The organism is Paenibacillus sp. F024, from assembly GCF_057814255.1.
The window spans coordinates 25,865-47,618 of record NZ_JBVASZ010000026.1 but is presented as its reverse complement, the minus strand read 5'-3'; the positions used below and the strand labels follow the sequence as shown (position 1 = coordinate 47,618).

The window sequence follows — 21,754 nt, the reverse complement described above, 5'->3', positions numbered from 1 at the left end:
AAAGTTAATAAGGATGTGAATGCGATGACATTCCAATCCATCAGGAAAAAAAACCTCTATGAAGAAATCGTATCGCAGATTATTCAATATGTTCAAAAAGAGGGGATGAAGCCTGGCGACAAATTGCCGTCGGAAAATGAACTGGTGGAGCTGTTTCAGGTCAGTAAAACCGCCGTTCGCGAAGCACTTAGCGTTTTGGCCGCCAAAGGGATTTTGGAGAAAAAATCCGGAGTAGGCAGTATTTTAAGAGAGGTTACCGGCAGTACCTTTGTCGATCAAATCACGAATAATTTGATTGTGGGGGAGCAGTCGCTAAGAGAAATTCTGGAGTTTCGACGGGCGATTGAAGTGGAGGCCGCCGCCCTTTCCGCCGAACGGGCAAGCCATGAGCAGATTGAGGCGATTGAGGCCGCGCATTTGCAGCTCATCGAAACGAACCGCAATGGAGGAATCGGTATGGATGAGGATTTCCGGTTTCATTATCTGATTATCATGTCCTCCGGAAATTCGATCTATGAATCCATTTTCGATTCGATTTCGGCCAGATTTCTGGAAGCGATCAAAATTTCCAAAAAACAGTCCAGGGAACTATCGGTGCATTATCTTGAAGAAGCGCACGAGGAGCATGAACGGATTCTTGGAGCTCTGAAAGCGAGGAACCCGGAAGAAGCGCGGTTGGCTATGCTGGAGCATCTGCAAAAGAATGAAACGAAAATTTGGAGCCATGAACTTCATATAGAAAAGTAAACAGCCTTTGTAATGGTTCACACTACGCTGAACGGGAGACGATGGAATTGAAAGAGTTCAAAGGTGTTTTTGCCATCCTGGCTACTCCATTTGATCAAGAAGGGCGGGTAGATACGGAATCGATTCGCAGGTTAGTGGAGTTTAACATCGAAAAGGGTGTTCGCGGCCTTACGATCCTGGGCATTCTTGGCGAGGCGCATAAGCTCAATGAGCGCGAGAGAGACACCGTCATTCAAACCGTCCTGGAGCAAGCGGCAGGCCGTATTCCTGTAGTGGTAGGCACAAGCGCAGGCGGAACCGATCTGGCTGTGTATTACAGCAAAAGAGCGATGGAACTAGGCGCGGACGGGATCATGCTGGCACCGCCGATGAATGTAAAAAATTTGGATGCGGTATTCGAGTATTACCGGAGGATTGCCGTCGGAGTTAACGCTCCGATCGTGGTTCAGGATGAACCGAATTTTAGCGGAGTGCTGATGCCTCCTGAATTCCTTGCCAGGGTGTGTACTGAAATTCCGAGCTGCAAGTATATCAAATTGGAGGAGGCTCCAACTCCACAGAAGCTTGCCCGTACCAAATCTTTGTTAAAGCATGTGGAGATAGGCATTTTTGGCGGTCTCGGAGGCGTTTACTTTTTGGAAGAACTGGTACGCGGAGCTTCTGGCACCATGACGGGCTTTGCTTTCCCTGAAATTCTGGTCGATATTTATACGCGCTTTCAGAATGGGGATATAGAAGAGGCGAGAACCGTCTTCTATGAAGCCAGTCCATTGATTCGTTATGAAGGGCAGATCGGAATCGGACTTGCGATTCGAAAAGAAATTTTAAAACGCAGAGGGGTTATCACCCATGCGGTGCTCCGGCATCCGGGTCCTTCGCTGGACCAGATCCATCAAGAGGAATTAGAAACGCTGCTGTCCTACATGGAAGCATCCCAAAAAATACACATCCGTTAACGGGAGGAAGATGGAAGCATGGATTTACACTTACATACGAAAGTGGCTCTTGTCATCGCATCCAGTCAAGGCCTGGGCAAAGCGATCGCCGCCGAACTGGTGAAGGAAGGCGCCCATGTCATGCTGACCAGCCGTGACCCGGAAAAACTGCAGGCCGTCAAAAACGAGTTTGAGCGCTTGGGTACAGGAAAGGTTGACTTCCATCCTGCAGACATTACCAAAACGGAAGACATTAAACAGCTTGTTCAGGTAACAAGGGATACCTTTGGAAAAATCGATATTTTGATTAATAATGCGGGAGGACCGCCCGGAGGCACTTTTGAGCAGTTTACGGACGAGGACTGGCAGAAAGCCTTCGAGTTGAATCTGTTAAGCTATATTCGGGTGATCCGTGAAGTGCTGCCTGATTTGAAGAAGGAAGGCGGCCGTATTATCAACCTGGCTTCTTCTTCCATAAAAATACCGATACCGGGATTAATTCTGTCCAACACGTTCCGCACGGGCATTGTAGGATTAACGAAAACGTTGGCCGAGGAGTTTGCACCTTATAATATCCTCATTAATACCGTTGCGCCTGGACGAATTGCCACCGACCGTGTGGCGTTCCTGGATGATTTGAAGGCCCAAAAAACCGGGAAAACCCGCGAGCAGGTGGAGGAACAGTCCAAGCAGCAAATCCCTCTCGGCCGATATGGTACGCCGGAGGAGTTTGCCAAAGTCGTTACCTTCCTTGCTTCGGATGCCAGCTCCTACGTTACGGGAAGCTCTATTCTCATCGATGGCGGCATGATCAAATCGATCTGACTTATTTCAACTAATTCATTCCAAGAGGTGTCATCCATGAAATCGATTCGAAACATTTATTGTGTGGGCCGGAATTACGCTTTACATGCTAAGGAATTGCAGAATGAAGTGCCCGCATCTCCATTTCTGTTTTCCAAGCCGACCCATGCGCTTGTAGAAGCGGACGGGAAGGAGGTTGTACTTCCAGGGGCTCGGGGATCGGTTCATTATGAAGTTGAACTGGTCATCCGGATCGGCAAGTCCTATGAAAAAGGCATCAAGGTCGACGATATTGTGGACGGCATGGCCGTAGGCATTGACTTTACTTTACGCGATGTTCAAAGCGAGCTGAAGAAAAAAAGCTATCCTTGGCTCTTGGCCAAAGGCTTTCCCAATTCGGCCGTTCTGAGTAAATTTATTGCGTTTCCGGGTGTAGAAAAATGTAAACAAACCGATTTTGCTCTCTTGAAGAACGGGGAGCAGGCTCAGCTTGGCAATATTCAGCATATGATTTTTGATTTGCAAACGCTCGTTGATTTTTCTGCGCTGCACTTTGGTCTCGGTGAAGGGGATATTATTTTTACTGGAACTCCGGAAGGCGTCGGGCCGATTTCAGACGGCGACCGGCTGGCCTTATTATGGGGAGAACAAACGCTCGGCGATTGTACGATTAAATTGTCTTAAAGCATGGGATTAACGATTCCCAAAAATGTAGATGAGGAGAAAGAAGCAAATGATTACAAAAGCGGAGCATGTAGCAATCATCGTTACCGATCTGGAAGCCTCGATCTCGTATTATGGAGATATGTTCGGCTATAAGCTGAGGTTAAAAGGAGAAAACCCTACTCGAAGAATGGGATTCCTGTATCACGACAATCAGCCGGGCTTTGAAATCGAGCTGATTCAAGACCGCGAGCCGCAAGGGGATTACTCCGCTAAGGGAATCGTCAATCATTTGGCTTTTACGGTGGACAATATCGAAGAAGCGATAGACTATTACCGCAAAAAAGGCATTCAATTCAACAGTGAACAACCCAATCCTGCTCCCGGCGGAGGAAAGACCATCTTCTTCTATGGACCGGACCGTGAGCTGCTTCAATTTGTTCAGCGAAACAAAGAAGCTCTAGTTGAAGGGTAGGGGCCTATGAGATTAGCTGCGATCTTGAGGCTGCTCGGGATATAGAGAATTATGATATAATATGGAAAGATCTGATTTCATTTTATTGGGGAGGTAATAAATATGGCAAATCATGCAGAAACCATGGTAAGGATTGTCCAAGCCGCGAATAATTTCAAGTCTTCTATTGTATTGAAGTACAATAACAAGTTTGTGGATGCCAAAAGCCTGCTCGGATTGTATACTACGCTTTCGGACTCCGGAGAACACGAGCTTCATGTTCATGGCCCGGATGAAGAAGAAGCGAAAGAAGCCATGCTGAAGGTGCTTGGAGAACATGGTTTAAGGGTTAAGCTTATTGAAGAGTAATCAAGTATGGACTCCTGTTGTGAAAGCCGATCAGTTGGTAGGACTGGCCGGCTTTTTTAAATGAAAGAGGTTAACGTATACAAAGATAGTTGATACCGGTTACATACAGTGGTTCAATATCATGGTTACATGAGGAGGGTATATGGATGAAAACCAATACTTCTTATGGGGATTCCGGCTTCAGTCATTTCATACGGATGGCTTTTCAGAGACATCTTGGTTACGATGAGCAAGATTTTGAAAAGCCAATCATTGGGATTTGCAATACGTTTAGTGAGATCAATCGTTGCCACAGTCACATCAAGCCTATGGTGGATGCCATTAAACAAGGAGTGATTATGGGCGGAGGGATCCCTCTGGAGTTCCCGACGATTTCCATAGGCGAAATGTTTACGAGTCCGACAACCATGCTTTATCGAAATTTGGTGGCCATGGATACCGAGGAGATGATCACGGCTCAGCCCATTGACGGTGTGGTATTAATCGGCGGATGCGATAAAATGACTCCCGCACAGCTGATGGGAGCCGCCAGTGCGAATAAACCTGCAATTATGTTTACCGGCGGACCGATGAACAATGGAGAGTATAATGGAAAAACGCTTGGTGCCTGCTCGGATTGCCGGTTCTTCTGGCAGGAGTATAAAGCCGGAACCGTCAACGAGGAGGAAATCCAAGAAATCAACGCGCAGCTTGCTCCGACAGCAGGACACTGCATGGTGATGGGATCGGCAAGCACCATGGCGGCCTGTTCCGAGGCGCTCGGAATGATGCTGCCGGGTGGCGCGGCGGCACCGGCTACGGTCAATGAGCGGATGAGACTTGCCAAGGAAACCGGTAAGGCGATTGTCCGGCTTGTTCAAGATCATATCCGTCCTTCGGATATCATGACGGAGAACGCATTTGACAATGCCATTCGAACACTGATGGCTGTCGGGGGCTCTTCCAATGCCGTTATTCATTTGGTTGCGATAGCAAGAAGGCTGGGTATCCAGCTTACTTTGGACCGGTTTGAGGAGCTGAGTCAAACCACGCCGGTTATCGCCAATTTAAGACCTGCGGGCGAATATCAGATGCAGGATTTGTATCATGCCGGCGGGGTTCCTGCCGTTTTAAAGGAATTATCCCCGCTTTTGCATATGGATGAACTGACCGTTACCGGACAAACGCTTAAGGATAATTTGAAAGGGGTCCAATGGAATCCTCATTATAGTCATATCATCACATCTCTGGAGTCACCGTTACATACCAAGGGTGGAATTACCGTACTGCGAGGAAATCTGGCCCCCGACGGAGCGGTCATGAAGCCGAAGGCGGTGATCAACAAGAAGCTTCTTAAGCATAAGGGTCAGGCTGTCGTCTTTACCTCCATTCAAGATATGGAAAACCGCGTTAATGCTGCTGATTTGGAAGTGACGGAGGATCATATTCTTGTGCTTCAAAATGCCGGACCGGTTGGCGCTCCGGGTATGCCGGAGGCCGGGATGATCCCTATCCCCCAGAAATTGCTTAAGCAGGGTGTCAGGGACATACTGAGGATCTCGGATTGCAGAATGAGCGGTACGGCCTTTGGTACGGTAGTTCTTCATATCGCGCCTGAGGCTGCGGTAGGCGGACCCATCGGATTAATTAAGAATGGAGATTGGATCGAACTGGATGCTGAACAAGGCTCTCTCGAGCTGCTTGTCTCAGATGAAGAGCTGCTCAGGAGAAGAGAAAGCTGGAGTCCGCCGCAATTTACCGATACGGGGTATAAGTGGTTGTACCGTCAGCACGTGCTTCAAGCGGATCAAGGCTGCGATTTTGATTTTTCTCTTCCCAAGGAAAAGGAGAGACAAAGACTCTGAACTCGCGGTCATTCATCCATCAACGGACTTGAAAACGCTTTAAAGGCTTGGTATAAATAAATTAAAACGTTTAAAAAATAAAGGAGCGTGCCCTATGATTTTTTCATTGGAAAACCATCATCCCGACCTTGATCCCAGTGCTTATATAGCCCCGGGGGCGATGGTGATCGGAGATATCAAGATAGGTAAAGAGTCAAGCGTATGGTTTAATGCGGTGCTAAGGGGAGATAATGCCCCTATTGTTATTGGAGACAGATCCAATATTCAGGATGGAAGCATTCTGCATGTTGACCCCAATGTCCCCCTTACCGTAGGCAATGAGGTTACCGTAGGTCATCATGTTATCCTGCATGGATGTACGATCAAAGATGGCGCATTGGTTGGCATGGGTTCGACGATTATGAACCATGCGGTGATCGGAGAACAAACCTTGATTGCGGCCAATACCTTGATTACGCAAGGTAAAGTCATTCCCCCGAGAAGCCTGGTGATGGGCAACCCGGGGAAAGTCGTAAGGGAACTGTCGGAACAGGAGTGGGAATCATTACAGTCTTCTGCAGAACACTATGTCGCGCAAGGCAGGAGATATCTGGCTGCGCATATTCACACTACAACATAAATTGAGTGCAAAAATAGATTCAAATGGAATTAATATCCTGCATATCAGCACCTGAATCGACTGCCGGAGCGTTCTCCAGCGGTTTTTCTTTTGAATTCCGCTTATTTTTTAAAAAAAATTGAAACTTATTCCGAAATTTATCGTATTATATAGTTTGGGTTGATTTTTTTTCTAATGATAAGAAGAAAGAGGGATCATTATTTCAAGCTTACAGCACGAGGGACACGACAACAGTTGGCGGCAAGATATTGCACCTTACGAAAGACCGCATATGACATACAGTGTGTGGCAGATCATCAATACGCTGGGGCCGTTTTTTCTTCTTTGGTATCTCGCTTATTGGAGTCTATCGATTTCTTATTGGCTTACGCTTGCAGCGACCGTGGTTGCCGGAGGGTTTTTGGTCCGGATTTTCATCATTTTTCACGATTGCTGCCATAAATCCTTCTTTAAAAACCGGATGGCCAACGAAATGGTAGGAACCATAACAGGGATTCTGACCTGCTGCCCCTATTATCAATGGAGACATACGCACACGGTACATCATGCGACCAGCGGCAACCTGAGTAAGCGTGGAACGGGAGATATTTGGACGCTGACGGTGGAAGAGTATTTGTCCTCATCGTGGCTGAAGCGGCTAATCTATCGACTTTACCGGAATCCTCTCTTTATGTTCGGCATCGGGCCGATCTATATTTTCCTTATTGATTATCGCTTTAACCGCAAGCGCGCCGGTATAAGGGAACGGATCAATACGTATATCACGAACCTTAGTATTGCAGGGATCGCAGGCTTGCTTTGCTGGACCATAGGCTGGAAGGAATTTCTCCTGATCCAAGGCCCGATTTTTCTTGTTTCGGGTTTAGCCGGAATCTGGCTCTTCTATGTTCAGCATCAGTTTGAGGAAGCATACTATGAAACCGAGGAAAATTGGGATTACGTAAAAGCAGCCCTGCAGGGCAGCTCATTCTACAAGCTTCCCAAAGTTCTGCACTGGATTACCGGGAATATCGGGTTTCATCACATTCACCATCTGAGTCCGCGGGTGCCTAACTACTACCTGGAGCGGGCTCATCATTCGAACAGCAGATTACAGGATGTACAAACGATTACTTTGCGAACGAGCTTGCAGTCCCTTCGCTTTCGGATCTGGGACGAGCACAGCAAGAAATTCGTCGGATTCAAGGATATCAAAGGGTTAACGGCCCAGCGGCAAAGTATAGTAGTGAATAAAGCGGAAGTATAGAGTTGCAGATAACAATTAGAGGCATTCGCCATGGAATGCCTCTTTTTCTTATGGCGTATCTCACCATGATTTGCGAGTTGACAACTATATTGTTTATCTATAAACTGTTCATGAATGAACTGTCTATGAATGAATGATAAGCGGGGCATGCCTATGAATTCTTCGGATGAGCTGGTTAAACTTGCGGGCGAAGTACTGCAATCTTACTGGAGCATCAATAAAGCAGCGGTTAAGCTTTCGCAAAAAAATGCCGCTACTATGGGGATCACGGTGCAGCAAATGGCCATACTCCATACTCTGGTTTCGACACCCCGTATTTCCTTGAAAGAATTGACGGAACGGCTGATGTCTTCCAAAAGTACAATGAGTGTAAACATCGATGCTCTTGTTCATTCGGGTCTGGTTGAGCGCGAGATTCGGGAAGACAACAGGAGAGAGGTCAAATTGACCGTAACGGCCAAAGGTAAGGAAATATCCCAAAAATCAATACAAAATGCCAATTCTTATAAAGCTATGGCGAAGGTGCTCAAGCAAATGAGTCATAAAGATATTGAGGAATTGCTGCGATTGAACGGTCAGATCCTCAACCACTTAGAGAAGTGCGATTAACATGTGGTACTATTGGAATGAGAGTCTAGCTCGGTCCCATAAGAATAATGGCCAAGCTCTCTTTGTATGAATAAAAAAGATTTGGGACAATACAATCATGTGATGAGCCGTTTGGCCGCTGGAGCAAGAGAAGGCTGAAATTTAACGTTTTGAAAAGAGGGCAGCGAATGAATAAAGCATCCATATATGGATTGACATTGGATCAACTGACAGCATGGCTTATGGAGCACGGGCATACTAAGTTTCGCGCGGCGCAAGTGTGGGATTGGCTTTACCGGAAGCGGGTAACGGACTTCTCGGAAATGGCGGATGTCAATAAAGAATGTATCCAGCTATTAGCGGACCATTTTGTCATCCAAACCTTAACTGAACACATCAGACAGGAATCAGCGGATGGTACGATCAAATTCTTGTTCAAGCTAACTGACGGCAACCTGATTGAAACGGTAATGATGAGACATAAATTCGGATTGTCGGTTTGCGTCACCACCCAAGTAGGCTGCAACATCGGATGCAGCTTTTGTGCAAGCGGGCTGTTGGCCAAAAGCCGCGATCTCACGGGCGGCGAAATTGTCGAACAGATTATGAAGGTACAGCTTCATCTGGATCAAGTGAAAAAGGATGAACGGGTGAGCCACGTGGTGGTGATGGGTATTGGCGAACCGTTTGATAATTTTAAGAACCTGGTGGATTTCCTGACCGTAATTAAAGATCACAAGGGACTGGCCATCGGCCCGAGACATATCACCGTATCGACCAGCGGTCTTGCCGATAAGATTGTCGAATTTACCGACGCCCGGCTGCAGGTGAACCTGGCGATCTCGCTGCATGCGCCAAACAACGAGCTTCGGACAAGGATCATGAAAATCAATCGCGCCATTCCGATTGAACAATTATTGCAGTCCATTGATTATTATCTGGAAAGAACGAAACGGCGGATTACTTTGGAATATATCCTGCTGAAAGATGTAAACGACCGGATGGAGCATGCGATGGAGCTGGCTGACCTGATCGCCGATCGCCGGCCGCTTGTCAATGTGAATTTAATTCCATACAATCCGGTGGATGAACACAGCCAATATCAGAGAAGCGAGAAGGAATCCATACGGGTGTTTTACGATACATTGAAAAAGCAGGGCATCAGCTGCAGTGTCCGGCTTGAGCATGGAACCGATATCGATGCCGCTTGCGGACAGTTAAGGAGCAAACAAATCAAAGCAGTGTAAAATCATATTGGTAGTGCACATGCGTATCCATGCGGGTACGCATTTTTCGTATGCAAATAAAACGAAATCATAGAGGGGGCATTTAGCTTAATTTTGTATAATTTCCAAATGTATTATTCAAAATATAGGGGTGGCTGATGTAAGGAGGTTCCAATGGATCAATTTCGTCGTTTGCTCGGTATTGATTATACAAAAGGCAGGAGCTTTGAAACCTGTAACGCCAATCCATCTGAACTGCCAAAGGCTGCTGATATCCAAAAGGAATTTGAGAACTGCGAGGATCTTGTAACCAGAACATTTCCCCACTTAAACCTGACTTTGTTTTACTTCGATCATCTTGTAAACAAGAACGAGTTAAACCGGGAGGTCATAAACCTGCTGGAAAATGCTTCACCAGACGATTTACCGCAAATATTCCAGCAATCTCAATTTAAGGTTCCCGAAAACAAGAGCGAAACCGTTGAAAACGTGTTAAACGGGTCCGCAGCCATTTTTCATAAGAACCATACCTATACCGTGAACGTATACGGTCCCGACTCCAGATCCATTGAACAATCGGAAACGGAATCGGTGATTACAGGTCCGCATGATGCATTAAACGAGAACGTCGCAACCAATTTGTCGCTCATACGCAGAAGAGTAAGAAGCTCTAAATTAAAAACCATCAAGCTTTCTGTCGGAGAAGTGACCAAGACTACGATTTACCTTCTGTATATTCAGGATATCGCTAATGATGACCTGGTGCAAAGATTGGTAAACAAAGTAAGGAACATCGAAATTGACGGAATATTCGAAGGAAATATGCTCGTTCAATTGATCGATGAGCAGCCGAACTCTGTCTTTCCGCAGTTCATTACCACGGAGCGAACCGATGTGGTTTCTTCCAAATTGATTGCAGGTAAAATTGTGGGGCTGGTTGACGGAAGCCCTTCTGCCTTTTGCGCACCCACCAGCTTCTTTGAATTTTTTTCCTCACCGGACGATTATTATCAACGATGGCTGTTGGGAACCGGACTAAGGCTGCTCCGATTCATTGCCTTTATGATTACCGTTACCTTTACGGCATTCTATGTTTCAGTAACGACCTATCATTATGAAATGATTCCGCAAGCCTTATTGTTGAATTTGGCGGAGTCACGGAGCAAAGTTCCGTTTCCTCCCATTTATGAAGCGCTGCTGATGGAGATCACTATAGAGCTTTTGCGCGAAGCGGGTGCCAGATTGCCTTCCAAAATCGGACAAACGATCGGCATTGTAGGCGGTATCGTGATCGGACAAGCGGCCGTTCAAGCTGGATTAACGAGCAATATATTAATTATAGCGGTTGCCTCATCAGCGATAGCTTCTTTTGTGATTCCCAGTTACATTATGAGCGCCTCCATTCGCTTAATCCGGTTCGGACTTATCCTTTCAGCCGGTATTTTCGGGAATTTGGGGCTGTTATTCGGAATCGGCTTGATCGTCATTCATTTATCCGGATTGACCAATTTAGGCACCTCTTACCTTACTCCGATTGCTCCAATGAATTTAAACGACTGGAAGGATACCTTCATTCGTATGCCATTTTGGTCGCTTCGCCAAAGACCGTCTCAAGCTAAAGCGCAGAACAAACAAAGAATGAAATAGACAGGTCGGATGGGGGGATTCGTATGCGCGAAAAAATTAATCCGTATCACATTGGACTGCTCATGTATCTGGTGCAGTCCGGTGTAATCATGTTCAGCCTCCCCCGGTTAACCGCTGAACATTTTGGAACAAACGGCTGGATCTCCATTCTTTTTGCTTCCATGCTGGTTTGTATGAATGTTGGGCTATTTTACATCGTGCATCGTTTGGGTCAAGGGCAATCCGTATTCGATATTATGGAATCGTCTGTGCCCAAATTCGTTCTTGCCCCTTTTTATTTTGTCATCGCAAGTGTATGGTCCATTTCCGGTTGTCTGATTGGAAAACAATACATTTTAATGTTTCAAATGCTTTCGTTTCAAACCACGCCACCTTTAATTTTAAAAATTTTTTATGATGTGCTGGTAGTTTCCTTGTTGATCAAAGGGATATACAATATCGTGAAAGCTTCTACGGTTTTCTTCTATTTGACCGTATGGATGCCCTTGCTGCTGCTTTATCATTTTAGAGAATTCGAGCTGGCCAGATTTACCCCCTTTTTGTTCCAGGAGGGAACGAACATGGCTCACGGGATGCTGCAGATATTCGGATCGCTGCTGGGCTATGAGATAGGGTTATATTTAATTCCCTACGTCGAACGTAACTCTAAATTTCTTCGCGCCGTGCTTTTGGGCAACCTGTACACCAGCTTCATTTATATCTTCATATGTATCATCAGCTTCGGTTTCTTTGGGTTCAGACTTTTATTGAACATCATGTTCCCTTTACTTGATCTCTTGGCTTATATCGAACTCCCATTCGTTGAACGAATAGAAAACCTATTGTTTGTTTTCTTTATCTTCAAAATGTTTATCACGACTGTCATCTATTATTGGATCGCCCAGATTTACCTTGAAAGATTATTTGTTAAAGCGCCTCCGAAGCTCCTGTCATTTTTGATAACCATCGTTACATTCTTTATTTCCGCTATACCCGACATCCTCAGTAAAGTGATGGACTGGCTGGCATATTTAGTTTTGATGCAAATCTTTTTCAATGTTTTGATTCCCGGTTTTTTGATTGTTCTGCTCGTGATGAGAAGGCCTCAAGGGGTACAATGATATGTTTAGATCTCTATACCTGATTTGGACGCTCCTGTTTCTTTTGTTGTCCGTCGGTTGTTCTACAGATAAAAGACAGCTCGAAAAGCTGGGGCTGATCAATTCCATCAGTTACGATTTATTAGCGGATGAGAAAGGAAATAAGAATCTGCTCGTATCGGTCAGTATACCGATTTCCAAGAGTGCTGCTGCAAAGAATAGAGAGTTTTTAACTGCCGTATCCGCATCAAGTAAAGAGGCTAGAGGTATTTTAGCAAGGCAAACGAGCAAAATGCTGGTCAATGGTCAGCTTAGAAATATTCTTTTTGGCAAAGAAATCGCCAAGCAGGGACTTGGGCGGCACGTGGATACGCTCGTACGGGACCCGTCGATCGGACCAAGGGTCAGAGTGATTATAGTGGAAGGAAGTGCATCCAATTTATTGAAATCGGATTTTTCCGATGAACCGGAAACCGGGAAATATATCTACAGGCTTTTGTCAAAAGAAGAGATGAATAAAACGATTCCGGAGGTTAGTATGTATCACTTTATCCGGGATTTGTATGATGATGGCATTGATCCTGTGGCTCCCATCCTAAAGCTGAATCGGGACAAGCATTTGGCCATTGAAGGCCTTGGATTATTCGACCAGGATCGTTACAAAACCAAGATTTCGTCACAAGACACATTAATTTTTTCTTGTTTGCGTGGAGATTTGAGACAAGGGGAAATCAATTTAAAATTAAAAAATAAAAACCGCTCGGAAGCTGTAACACTCGGCTCCATAAAGAATCGTCGGAAAATACAGGTGCTTCCAAAGGATGAAAGCAATACATTCCATGTGCTGTTCGACCTTCATGTCCAAGGCTCCTTACTGGAGTATACGGGGAAGCTGCGTTTAGGTAACAATCAAAACCGCAAAGAATTGGAAAGTGAGATATCCAAATATATAAAAAAGAGAGCAGAATTCTTGATTGATCAAATGCAAAAAAACAAAGTGGATAGCCTTGGCATCGGTCAGCATGTTAGAAACAGCATGAAGTATGAGGATTGGAAGAACATGAAGTGGAAAGAAGTTTACCCTTCCATTCAGATCCAATGTAATGTAAAAGTGGAAATCAAGGATTATGGTAAATTTCAATGATATGTTCAAAAGGAGGCCGATCTTCAATCACAGCCGGTGATAGCTTGCTAATGTACCTTTGAGGCAGCCGCGGGAGCATTATGTTACAATAGGCTGTAGACCACGATGAGGAGATGGCGCCCCATGAGCGAGCAAATCAACGAGAAAGAGCTTGTACAATACATAGCCGGCAAAACCAATGCCGACTCGAAAGCCATCATGCTTGTATTAAAGCATGAACAAAAATATATCAACAGCGCGAAGGAGAATGCCAAAGGAGAGGTGGAAATAGACAGCGACGAGCTTGTCGATTACGTGATGAGCCGGTCCGATATCCATTTGGACGAGCTGGCCGTTGAAGCGATTTTGGATGCGGAGATGGACTACCTGATGGACAAAGGTCTGGCAGGCTATGGGGATTAGTGGTAAAGAAGGCAGGAAGTAACTCCCATACAGGATAAGAGCCGGTTCCCGATGAGTATGGTAAGGGAACCGGCTCTTTCTGTGTCTATGTATATACCTGCTTCATAAAATCTTTTAGCTCAGCGATGCTGCGGGGCGGAGTGCTCTTTGCACGTATATGCCCGGGCAGACTCGACCAAACCTGCAGCAGCAAAGGAGGCTCCAGACCGAGCGACCGGATCAAGTCTTCCTGTTGAAACACCTCGTAAGGTGTGCCTTCCAGAAAACATTTCCCATGATCGATCACCAGGATCCAATCCGCCCAGGTGTAAGCCAAATTCATATCGTGCGTGGCCATGACAACGGTAGTTCCTTGATCATGAATGCGGTCCAATTCTTCCACTAACCGCTGCTCGGATAAGCGGTCCAAGTAAGCGGTAGGTTCATCCAGCAGCAGCAGCTCGGGCTCGAGAACCATCACTCCGGCCAGGGCGACACGTTTTTTTTGACCTAGGCTTAAGTGATGAATGGGTGTATTCGCCAAATGTTTCAGACCCATGGACGCAAGGATATGTTCGGTACGCTGAAGGATGTCATGCTCGGATATCCCGGCATTGCGCAGACCATAGGAAATATCCTCATATGGCGTACTCAGAATCAACTGGTGTTCCGGGTCTTGGAACACCAGTCCAGCTTGCTGCCGCAGCTTTTTGAGATCAGCTGCGCGATAGGACATGGGCGTACCCTTCCACTTTATCTCTCCGGCAGCTGGTCGGTGTATGCCGACCGCATGCAGGAACAAAGTGGATTTGCCCGACCCGTTATGGCCGCAAATGGCGGTTTTTTTGCCTTCCGGCAAGCTTATGGTCAAGCCCTGAAGAGCCTCGGCTTGAGTTCCCGGGTAGCTGTAATGTACTGCGTGAGCTTCTATAATGGATTTCATATCGTTTCCCCCCAGCGAAGCCAGAGCTCAAAAAGTAATAAAAAAGTCACTCCGATGTAACTTTCCAAAGTATAACGAAAGGGCATGGAAGCCGCTTGAACCGGTGCCAATTGAATCTCATCGATAAATCCTCTAGCCACTAAGCCCTGCGAAAGCACCTTGTACCTCTGCATCGTTTTGCCGAACAACCGAACGATCAGGATGGCCGTATCGTTAAGCCTGCGGTAGAAGCCGGTCTGACCGCCCCGGGCTTTCTGAGCCGTATATATCTGCTGGGCCGTATCCGAAAGCACAAAGAGAAAACGGTACATGATCAGCATCAACTCCAGTACCAGAGAGGGAACGCGCCATGCTCTCATCACCTGAAACAGATCGGACATGGGCGTCGTTAACATAACAAAGGTCAGGCAGGACAAGCAGGCGATGATCCGAATCAGCAGGCTGCCGGCTTGGTACATGCCTGCTTCCGTAACATAGGCCGTCCACTGGGCAATCGTAAAGAGGACCCTCCCATCGGGCGAGACCGGGCCGGTGGAGGTAAGCTCAATGATAATGGCCGGCAGACTGGCTGCATAAAACAGGCAGGAGGCCGCGATCAGCAGGCTGTACACTTTGACAGGTATCCGGGCATACAGGGCAGTCCATATGAACATCCAGGCGATGATCAGCAATTGGATGATGGGATGAGATAAATAAGACAGTACCATCAGCACGGCCGCGAATCCGCATTTCCACCTCGGAGAAACGGAGCGCAGTTTGTTGGTGTAAGAGAGCGTATCGATCAGCTTGATCATGGAGTTTTGGTTTTGGAAGCCCTACCCTTGAACCATCCGATGGCAAAGCCGATAAAACCGGCGCCAATGGCTGCCTGCAGGGCAAACAGCATGCTTTCGGTCTCTGCCGGAGGCTCCATCAGCGGAGAAAACCAGGGTTGATACTCCGGCTGAATCTCGGTAATCATTTCTTCAGCGGCGCCGTCCGCACCGCCAAATTCTCCGTTGACGAACAGGAGCGGAAGAACAGCCAACAAGACAACGGCAATCAGGATGAGAAGGTTCATTGTGCGATGGTTCATTAGATTAGACTCCTTTCATTTTACGCTGCAGCATCGATAATTCCTCAGAGCTATTGGCCTTAAGCCAGTTCCATATCAATATGGTAAGCAGACCTTCACTGATGGCCAAAGGGATTTGAGTTATGGCAAAGATGCCTCCGAATTTAGCGAAAGAAGCGAGAACGCCGCCGCTATCCGCCGGGAACGCCAAGGCTAGTTGAATCGAAGTGACGACATAGGTAGACAGGTTAGCCAGAGCGGCCGCCGTAAAAATGGACAGCTTTTGTTTTCCCGTAGATATCATCATCCACCGGTAAGCGGCAAAACCGACCATAGGGCCGGCGACAGCCATGGAGAAGGCATTGGCGCCAAGGGTAGTCAACCCGCCATGGGCCAGCAGCAGCGCTTGAAACAGCAGGACAATGGAGCCTAGCACGCTCATGGGCAGCGGGCCGAACATGACCGCGCCGAGGCCTGTCCCGGTCGGATGCGAGCTGCTTCCCGTTACGGACGGAATTTTGAGCGCCGACAAGACGAGGATGAAGGCTCCGGCCACGCCGAGTAAAATTTTCAATTCCGGCGTTTCCCTTGTAATTCTCATTAAAGCCCGGAGTCCGAGAATGAAGAACGGGATAAATACAGCCCACCAGAAGATGGCCCATCCGAACGGGAGAAAGCCCTCCATAATATGCATGGCATAGGCGGACTGCGGGTCATTGATACTCAGGTAAAGGGTAAAGCCCAGGACTAACAGCAGCGTGCTTATGACTTTTTTGGACAACATGTTCACATTTCCTCCCTAGTATATGATCATAAAACTCAAAAAACCAATCCTGCCGGATTGGTTAGGGGTACGAAATAATAGACGACAAGATCGGCTGTCCTTCGTGATCGTCGCTTCATCGTTCGTACACCACTCCTTTCCTCGAAGGCGTTCGGGTGCATAAATCAGGTAGGTCTCCTGGCTATCGGATCGACATCTTCTCCCGTCTTCCCCGATGGAGCATCGAGTGACATGCTGAGAGAAACTCCCCGAATACAGTGGCGGGACCGCTCGGGATTTGCACCCGATTCCCTGTTACCCTTTGTCAGTACAAAGGCACCTGATCTATTAAGTATGCAGTTGGTTTGTGGTAATCCATGCTACAAATTCGCTATCGATCGATAAATTCCTCTATGTAACACAAATTTATTGAACTATAACACGAATTAGAGTGTTTGTCTATCGAAATCCTCCATTCATTCACTGTTCCTTTTACGAAACGCGGAGGATGAATGCTGCAAAAAGGACGCGGACTACAATTAAGAAATTGTTTAGCATCTGTTTAACTTTTGTTTATATTCGCCCTATATACTTAATGAAGGGTACTAGAAGAAAATAGTACTATTCAGCAAGTGAAAACCCTTTAAAATATGGAATAAGTAAGAAAAGTTAGGGATGATCTGATGATGGATAAAAAGGATCGCATATCTTTCTTAAGAAAGCACGAAATGGATTGTTACAGCATCTGTTATTATTTATTGCAATGTGAAAAGCTGGCCGGCGAGGCGGCAAAAAGAGCACTCTACAATTTGAGCAGATGCGAAACATTTTTTGTTGAGAATTCCTCAACCGTAAGAGACCTGCTGCGCAAAGAGGCGATCAAATCGGCCCTGCAAATGAAAAAAGAGCATAAGGATCTGATGCCGCTGCTGTAAGTGAGCGGTTTTTTGCTTGATAAGGCCTCTTGGCCGAACGAGAATCAACCTGAGACTCAGGGAGAAACAGCAGGAAGGAGGTAAAAAAGCGGGCATATTCTCTTAGCTCTGCCGTAAACTTTGCAGCTGCCATCGTTGTTTTGTTCCTCATAATGACTATGATTATATTTCTGACCATGCCGCTGTCTTTAGGCGGAGTCTCCTCTTTACTATGGATATGCTCGGGATTTAGTTTATCATTTAGCATCCCCTTTGCTCTGAATAAGGGAGATACACATTACATTTGCTTTAGTGACCGATTTCTTATACCTGGAAAGAAGGGATGAAATGACTCGTACATTAGATGAACTTAGAAAAGACCTCATACAGTCTTCTCAGCGCGGATATCCGATTCTGATCTCAGGCGCTGTCTTTATGCTTTTTCTTACTTTGGCACCGGCATTATTTCCGGCTGAAACGGTGCGCCTGATTTGGATCATTGGCTTGGGCTCCATTTTTCCGCTGGGGCTATGGATTGCCAGAATTTTGGGAGTAACGATAATGACTAAAGACAATCCGTTAGGAACCTTGGGCGGTTTGATGGCCGGAGTGCAGGGCTTTTATATTCCGGTGTTTATCGTGATTTTTCAAGTCGCACCGGAATGGATCCCCCTCGCGGTAGGACTTCTGGGCGGATCGCATTTTCTTGTTTATGTATGGATTTACAACAGCAAGGCGTATCTGTTTTTAACGATTGGCACGACCGTATCGGCTTTAATTCTAGGCAGCGCTTTCTTATCTCAAGCCTACACCCTGGTTCCTCTTGTTCTTTTTCTGGTGTATAGCATGACCGTAATTTGGCTGCTGCGTGAAAACAAAAACGACCTGGAAAGGGAAAGTTAAACCATGAGAAGCTGGTTTGGAGAGCTTTATCGTCATGATCGTTGTTTGACGGTATTGGGCGTAAGTCACATTTTTCTCTCTGTTCTGTTTGTGCTGTTGGCACTGGTCGACTCCCGTACTCTCCTTGGGCTCAATGTTTGGATAAAGCCGGCAAAGTTTGCCTTATCTATCGTTGTATATTCGTTGACCTTTGCTTATATCATGCGTTATGTCCGTAATCGCGTGATTCAAAAGCTGGTGTCGTATACGACTTCCACCGGGTTTATCATCGATATCGGTATGATTAGCTTCCAAGCGGCTCAAGGCAAGAGGTCGCACTTTAATCTGGAGACGCCGCTGGATGCCGCACTATACTCGATGATGGGGATTACGATTGGGATCGTGACGATTGCGGCCATCATCCTTTGGGTATATCTCCTCCTTGCCCGGCTGGAGCTGTCCCCGCATCTGGCCGCAGCCTTGCGATTCGGGCTGCTGATTTCGATCGTCGGGTCGGTGATCGGGGGATACATGGCGGGCAATAATCGGCATTCGGTTGGGGCGCTGACGGCGGTGAAGGATTGTTTTTTCTGAACTGGAGCATACTTTTCGGAGATTTGCGCGTTCCTCATTTTTTCGGACTTCATGCCCTGCAGTTGATCCCGTTGACCACGTATGTTTTGACTATGCGGGTTGAAAGCCAGTCACGAAAGCAGCTGATTTCTTAGCTCGTCTCTTTTGCCTATTTGGGAATTCATCCAACCCGCCAAATAGGCCAGGCCGCCCAGCAGCCGCTCCGGCGGAACCCCCGTACTGCGCAGCGCGGCAAGCGTTAGCGCGTTATCGCGCTTGGACAGACGTTTGCCGCTTGCATCGACCAGCAGGGGAACGTGGGCAAATTCCGGAGCTTGAAGTCCAAGCGTTTCATAAAGCGCCAGCTGCCTTGGCGTCGAATCCAGCAGATCGGCCCCGCGCAGCACGTCCGAGATGCCCATGGCGGCATCGTCGACCGTAACCGCGAGCTGGTAGCTGAACATGCCGTCGGCGCGCTTGACGACAAAGTCGCTCAGAGCTTCGCCTGCGAACGTTTGCAGTCCGGCCAGCGCGTCGTGGAATGTCAGCGGATGCGGCGGCATGATGAACCGCAGGGCAGGTGTCTTTTTCGCAGCTCTGGCCTGCCGCTCCTCGGCTGTGAGCGAACGGCATAAGCCGGGATAGGCAGCGCCTTCGGCCGCCAGCCCGTGAGGGGCGCTGCCGACCGATGCCAGCTCAGCTCGGCTGCAATAGCACGGATACAGCCTTCCGGCTTGCTGGAGCCGGTCCAGCGCTTCCTCGTAAAGCGATTCACGGCGGCTTTGCTCATAAGGCGCGCAGAAACCGCCAGTGCGCGGCCCTTCATCCCAGTCGATGCCCAGCCAAAGCAGATCTTCCTGCAGCTGCTCGGTATAGGCGGGACGGGAACGGGCTTTATCGATGTCCTCAATGCGCAGTATGAATTCACCGCCGGCTTGGCGCATGTGCAGCCATGCGGCAAGGGCGGTGAATGCATTGCCGATATGAAGCAGTCCGGATGGAGTTGGTGCGAAACGTCCTCGGCGGGTCATACGCTCACGCTCCTTGAAGAATACAAAAAAGAGCAGACATGTCGCTCTGCTCGGTGTTCTTAAGGTTATGTAAGATCGTTCTCATCCCTCACAGGATGTAAATCATGGCGGAGCCGACGGGATTCGAACCCGCGGTCTCCTGCGTGACAGGCAGGCATGTTAGGCCTCTACACCACGGCTCCACACATTCATCATTATGTGTCGTGTTTCAGACACAAGTAGTATAATAACATGATTGGATACGATCTGACAAGCCCTTTGTAGACCCGATCATTTTTTCGCGTCGTTACGTTCCGCATGAATCGTCACACAAGCTGTAGGAGGACGCTTGCACTAGGTGGCTTAACGGTTGGCTGCAGCCCCGGAATGCCGCGTCCTCCTACAGCGTATTTCATTTTAGATCCAATCCGTTTCGGGCTTCGTTTCTGCCCTTAATCATGGACAGTAAAAAGGCTGCAAAAGCCATAAAGATTCCGATCAGGAGCAGCGATTGGGTCCCGGAATACAAAGCCTCCATTCCTTGTCCATGCCCGCTGTGCCCGCTGTGTTGGTCCAGCGCAAAGCTCATCACCACGGCGGCAATTCCCGATGACATGGCATGCCCCATCTGCCGGGTCGTTTCCAGCATACCGGAGGAGAAGCCTCGGTATTTGTCCTCCAGCTGATCCATAATCACATGGTTATTGATAGACCAGTAATTCCCCATGCCCAAACCGATTAAACAGCCGAGCAGCATATATCCCGCAATTCCTACTTGATCCACCATAAAATAGTATAATATAAAGCCCATGGTCACTATGCCCATACCGGCCGGACGAAGCCAGTAATATTTTTTGCGATGGTACAGATAGTTGCTCAGCGGGGGAAGTGCCGCGTTCATAATTTCTACCGACAGGTAAACCAGAGCCGTATACAAAGGCACCAGCCGGAGTCCTTCCTCGACGAGAAAAGGAACAAAAAAGACGACGGAAATCATGACAAAATGCAGAATAAAATTCGAAACGACAGACGCCGTAAAGGCAATATTGCGGAATTGGCTGAAATACACCATAGGATGTTTCGCGCGTTTTTCCACGATAACAAACAAGATCAAACAGAGAAGGGAGAGCAGAAGCAAGTCCCATTTGATCAGGGAGGGGGACTCCGTCAACACGATCTCTCCGCCGTGGCCGGCATGATCGTTAGGTCCCGTACTGAAGGAGAACGTAACCAATACAAGAAACAGATACAACAGGATGCCGCCGGGAATGTCAATTTGTTTCCAGTTTCGTTGGGTTTCCTTTTGTGGATCGTTTTTAATGAGAAAAAAGCTTAGGACTGAAATGGGGATGCAAATCAGAAAAAGCCATCGCCAGCTAATGAATTGGATCAGCATAGAACCGATGATGATGCCCAGAAAGCTTCCCAGTGCCGCAGCCGAAGTCAGATAACCGATGGTCTTCGCACGATTCTCCTCTGTAGAAGATTTATGTACGATCGCCATGCTGTTTCCCGAAAACAGGGCCGCACCCAGCCCCTGAACCGCACGGCATATGATCAGCTGGGTATAGTCGGTAACCAGTCCGGCAAACAGGGATGAAATGCCGAAAATCACAATACCTAATTTGAAAATCCGCTGATGGGAAAATTGATCCCCCAATCTGCCGGCAATCAATAAAAAGCTGGTAAGCGACAATAAATATGTCGTCATGATCCATCCGGATGCACCCACGCCGATTCCCATTTCATGGCGCAGAGTAGGCAGCATGGCATTCACAGGTACTAGTGCCAGCTGTACCATAAAATACCCCAAAGCTACCCCCCAGATGGTTCGGATTCGTTGATCCTGAAAACCTGCAGCAGACATTG

General features: G+C 47.4%; 24 protein-coding genes, 1 tRNA gene and 1 riboswitch. Of the genes, 18 read left to right on the top strand and 7 right to left on the bottom strand.

All coding sequences use genetic code 11. The features are described from left to right. Window positions 1-24 precede the first annotated feature (24 nt). The 15 genes from ACZYR9_RS21235 (at window position 25) to ACZYR9_RS21165 (ending at window position 13,767) form a co-directional block, all read left to right on the top strand. On the top strand, window positions 25-747 hold the full coding sequence (locus ACZYR9_RS21235) for a FadR/GntR family transcriptional regulator (protein WP_488980454.1): 723 nt from the start codon (window positions 25-27) through the stop codon (window positions 745-747). 47 nt (window positions 748-794) lie between these two features. Further along, window positions 795-1,703 (top strand): dihydrodipicolinate synthase family protein, encoded by a 909-nt coding sequence (locus ACZYR9_RS21230; protein WP_488980453.1) that lies wholly within the window; start codon window positions 795-797, stop codon window positions 1,701-1,703. 18 nt (window positions 1,704-1,721) lie between these two features. Then, window positions 1,722-2,507, top strand: coding sequence for an SDR family oxidoreductase (locus ACZYR9_RS21225; protein ID WP_488980452.1), 786 nt, complete (start codon window positions 1,722-1,724; stop codon window positions 2,505-2,507). 36 nt (window positions 2,508-2,543) lie between these two features. After that, window positions 2,544-3,170 carry a fumarylacetoacetate hydrolase family protein gene (locus tag ACZYR9_RS21220; protein WP_488980451.1) on the top strand — a complete coding sequence of 209 codons (627 nt, stop codon included), beginning with the start codon at window positions 2,544-2,546 and terminating at the stop codon, window positions 3,168-3,170. 49 nt (window positions 3,171-3,219) lie between these two features. Then, window positions 3,220-3,624, top strand: a complete 405-nt coding sequence (locus ACZYR9_RS21215; protein ID WP_488980450.1) for a VOC family protein — start codon at window positions 3,220-3,222, stop codon at window positions 3,622-3,624. Window positions 3,625-3,726: 102 nt separating this feature from the next. After that, window positions 3,727-3,972: an HPr family phosphocarrier protein gene (locus ACZYR9_RS21210; RefSeq protein WP_488980449.1), complete on the top strand. Its 246-nt coding sequence runs from the start codon at window positions 3,727-3,729 to the stop codon at window positions 3,970-3,972. 146 nt (window positions 3,973-4,118) lie between these two features. Beyond that, window positions 4,119-5,816 carry an IlvD/Edd family dehydratase gene (locus ACZYR9_RS21205; protein ID WP_488980448.1) on the top strand — a complete coding sequence of 566 codons (1,698 nt, stop codon included), beginning with the start codon at window positions 4,119-4,121 and terminating at the stop codon, window positions 5,814-5,816. Between the two features lie 94 nt (window positions 5,817-5,910). Further along, window positions 5,911-6,435, top strand: coding sequence for a gamma carbonic anhydrase family protein (locus ACZYR9_RS21200; protein WP_488980447.1), 525 nt, complete (start codon window positions 5,911-5,913; stop codon window positions 6,433-6,435). A gap of 199 nt (window positions 6,436-6,634) precedes the next feature. After that, complete coding sequence (gene desA, locus ACZYR9_RS21195) at window positions 6,635-7,681, top strand: Delta(5) desaturase DesA (RefSeq protein WP_488980466.1); 1,047 nt, start codon at window positions 6,635-6,637, stop codon at window positions 7,679-7,681. A gap of 153 nt (window positions 7,682-7,834) precedes the next feature. Next, on the top strand, window positions 7,835-8,290 hold the full coding sequence (locus tag ACZYR9_RS21190; protein WP_488980446.1) for a MarR family winged helix-turn-helix transcriptional regulator: 456 nt from the start codon (window positions 7,835-7,837) through the stop codon (window positions 8,288-8,290). A gap of 167 nt (window positions 8,291-8,457) precedes the next feature. Continuing rightward, window positions 8,458-9,516 (top strand): dual-specificity RNA methyltransferase RlmN, encoded by a 1,059-nt coding sequence (gene rlmN / locus ACZYR9_RS21185; RefSeq protein WP_488980445.1) that lies wholly within the window; start codon window positions 8,458-8,460, stop codon window positions 9,514-9,516. A 153-nt stretch (window positions 9,517-9,669) separates the two neighbouring features. Beyond that, the gene (locus ACZYR9_RS21180; protein ID WP_488980444.1) at window positions 9,670-11,142 is read left to right on the top strand and encodes a spore germination protein; all 1,473 of its coding nucleotides are present in this window, start codon (window positions 9,670-9,672) and stop codon (window positions 11,140-11,142) included. Window positions 11,143-11,165: 23 nt separating this feature from the next. Then, window positions 11,166-12,242: a GerAB/ArcD/ProY family transporter gene (locus ACZYR9_RS21175; RefSeq protein WP_488980443.1), complete on the top strand. Its 1,077-nt coding sequence runs from the start codon at window positions 11,166-11,168 to the stop codon at window positions 12,240-12,242. 1 nt (window position 12,243) lies between these two features. Next, window positions 12,244-13,365, top strand: coding sequence for a Ger(x)C family spore germination protein (locus tag ACZYR9_RS21170; protein WP_488980442.1), 1,122 nt, complete (start codon window positions 12,244-12,246; stop codon window positions 13,363-13,365). A 123-nt stretch (window positions 13,366-13,488) separates the two neighbouring features. Beyond that, window positions 13,489-13,767 (top strand): hypothetical protein, encoded by a 279-nt coding sequence (locus ACZYR9_RS21165; protein WP_488980441.1) that lies wholly within the window; start codon window positions 13,489-13,491, stop codon window positions 13,765-13,767. 85 nt (window positions 13,768-13,852) lie between these two features. Here the strand turns inward: ACZYR9_RS21165 and ACZYR9_RS21160 are convergent, their stop codons facing one another. From ACZYR9_RS21160 to ACZYR9_RS21145, 4 genes are read right to left on the bottom strand one after another with little or no spacing between them, the layout of a single operon-like run. Continuing rightward, the gene (locus ACZYR9_RS21160) at window positions 13,853-14,689 is read right to left on the bottom strand and encodes an energy-coupling factor ABC transporter ATP-binding protein (protein ID WP_488980440.1); all 837 of its coding nucleotides are present in this window, start codon (window positions 14,687-14,689) and stop codon (window positions 13,853-13,855) included. After that, entirely contained in the window at window positions 14,686-15,483 is a 798-nt protein-coding gene (cbiQ, locus tag ACZYR9_RS21155) for a cobalt ECF transporter T component CbiQ (RefSeq protein WP_488980439.1), read from the bottom strand. Before cbiQ ends, ACZYR9_RS21160 begins: the two co-directional genes overlap by 4 nt. Continuing rightward, complete coding sequence (locus ACZYR9_RS21150; protein WP_488980438.1) at window positions 15,480-15,764, bottom strand: energy-coupling factor ABC transporter substrate-binding protein; 285 nt, start codon at window positions 15,762-15,764, stop codon at window positions 15,480-15,482. The genes cbiQ and ACZYR9_RS21150 overlap by 4 nt, the downstream gene beginning before the upstream one ends. Window positions 15,765-15,768: 4 nt before the next feature. Further along, entirely contained in the window at window positions 15,769-16,527 is a 759-nt protein-coding gene (locus ACZYR9_RS21145; protein WP_488980437.1) for an energy-coupling factor ABC transporter permease, read from the bottom strand. A 150-nt stretch (window positions 16,528-16,677) separates the two neighbouring features. Beyond that, window positions 16,678-16,865: riboswitch (cobalamin riboswitch) on the bottom strand. Between the two features lie 324 nt (window positions 16,866-17,189). On the opposite strand from ACZYR9_RS21145, the gene ACZYR9_RS21140 reads away from it, so the two are divergent. The 3 genes from ACZYR9_RS21140 (at window position 17,190) to ACZYR9_RS21130 (ending at window position 18,896) form a co-directional block, all read left to right on the top strand. After that, entirely contained in the window at window positions 17,190-17,441 is a 252-nt protein-coding gene (locus ACZYR9_RS21140) for a hypothetical protein (protein ID WP_488980436.1), read from the top strand. 327 nt (window positions 17,442-17,768) lie between these two features. Next, the gene (locus ACZYR9_RS21135) at window positions 17,769-18,323 is read left to right on the top strand and encodes a DUF7010 family protein (protein ID WP_488980435.1); all 555 of its coding nucleotides are present in this window, start codon (window positions 17,769-17,771) and stop codon (window positions 18,321-18,323) included. 3 nt (window positions 18,324-18,326) lie between these two features. Beyond that, window positions 18,327-18,896 carry a hypothetical protein gene (locus ACZYR9_RS21130; protein WP_488980434.1) on the top strand — a complete coding sequence of 190 codons (570 nt, stop codon included), beginning with the start codon at window positions 18,327-18,329 and terminating at the stop codon, window positions 18,894-18,896. 110 nt (window positions 18,897-19,006) lie between these two features. Here the strand turns inward: ACZYR9_RS21130 and gluQRS are convergent, their stop codons facing one another. The 3 genes from gluQRS to ACZYR9_RS21115 form a co-directional block, all read right to left on the bottom strand. Further along, window positions 19,007-19,906 carry a tRNA glutamyl-Q(34) synthetase GluQRS gene (gluQRS, locus tag ACZYR9_RS21125; protein ID WP_488980433.1) on the bottom strand — a complete coding sequence of 300 codons (900 nt, stop codon included), beginning with the start codon at window positions 19,904-19,906 and terminating at the stop codon, window positions 19,007-19,009. Window positions 19,907-20,011: 105 nt separating this feature from the next. Beyond that, window positions 20,012-20,088: transfer RNA gene (locus ACZYR9_RS21120), tRNA-Asp, on the bottom strand. Window positions 20,089-20,297: 209 nt separating this feature from the next. Beyond that, window positions 20,298-21,752 carry an MFS transporter gene (locus ACZYR9_RS21115; protein WP_488980432.1) on the bottom strand — a complete coding sequence of 485 codons (1,455 nt, stop codon included), beginning with the start codon at window positions 21,750-21,752 and terminating at the stop codon, window positions 20,298-20,300. Between the last annotated feature and the right edge of the window lie 2 nt (window positions 21,753-21,754).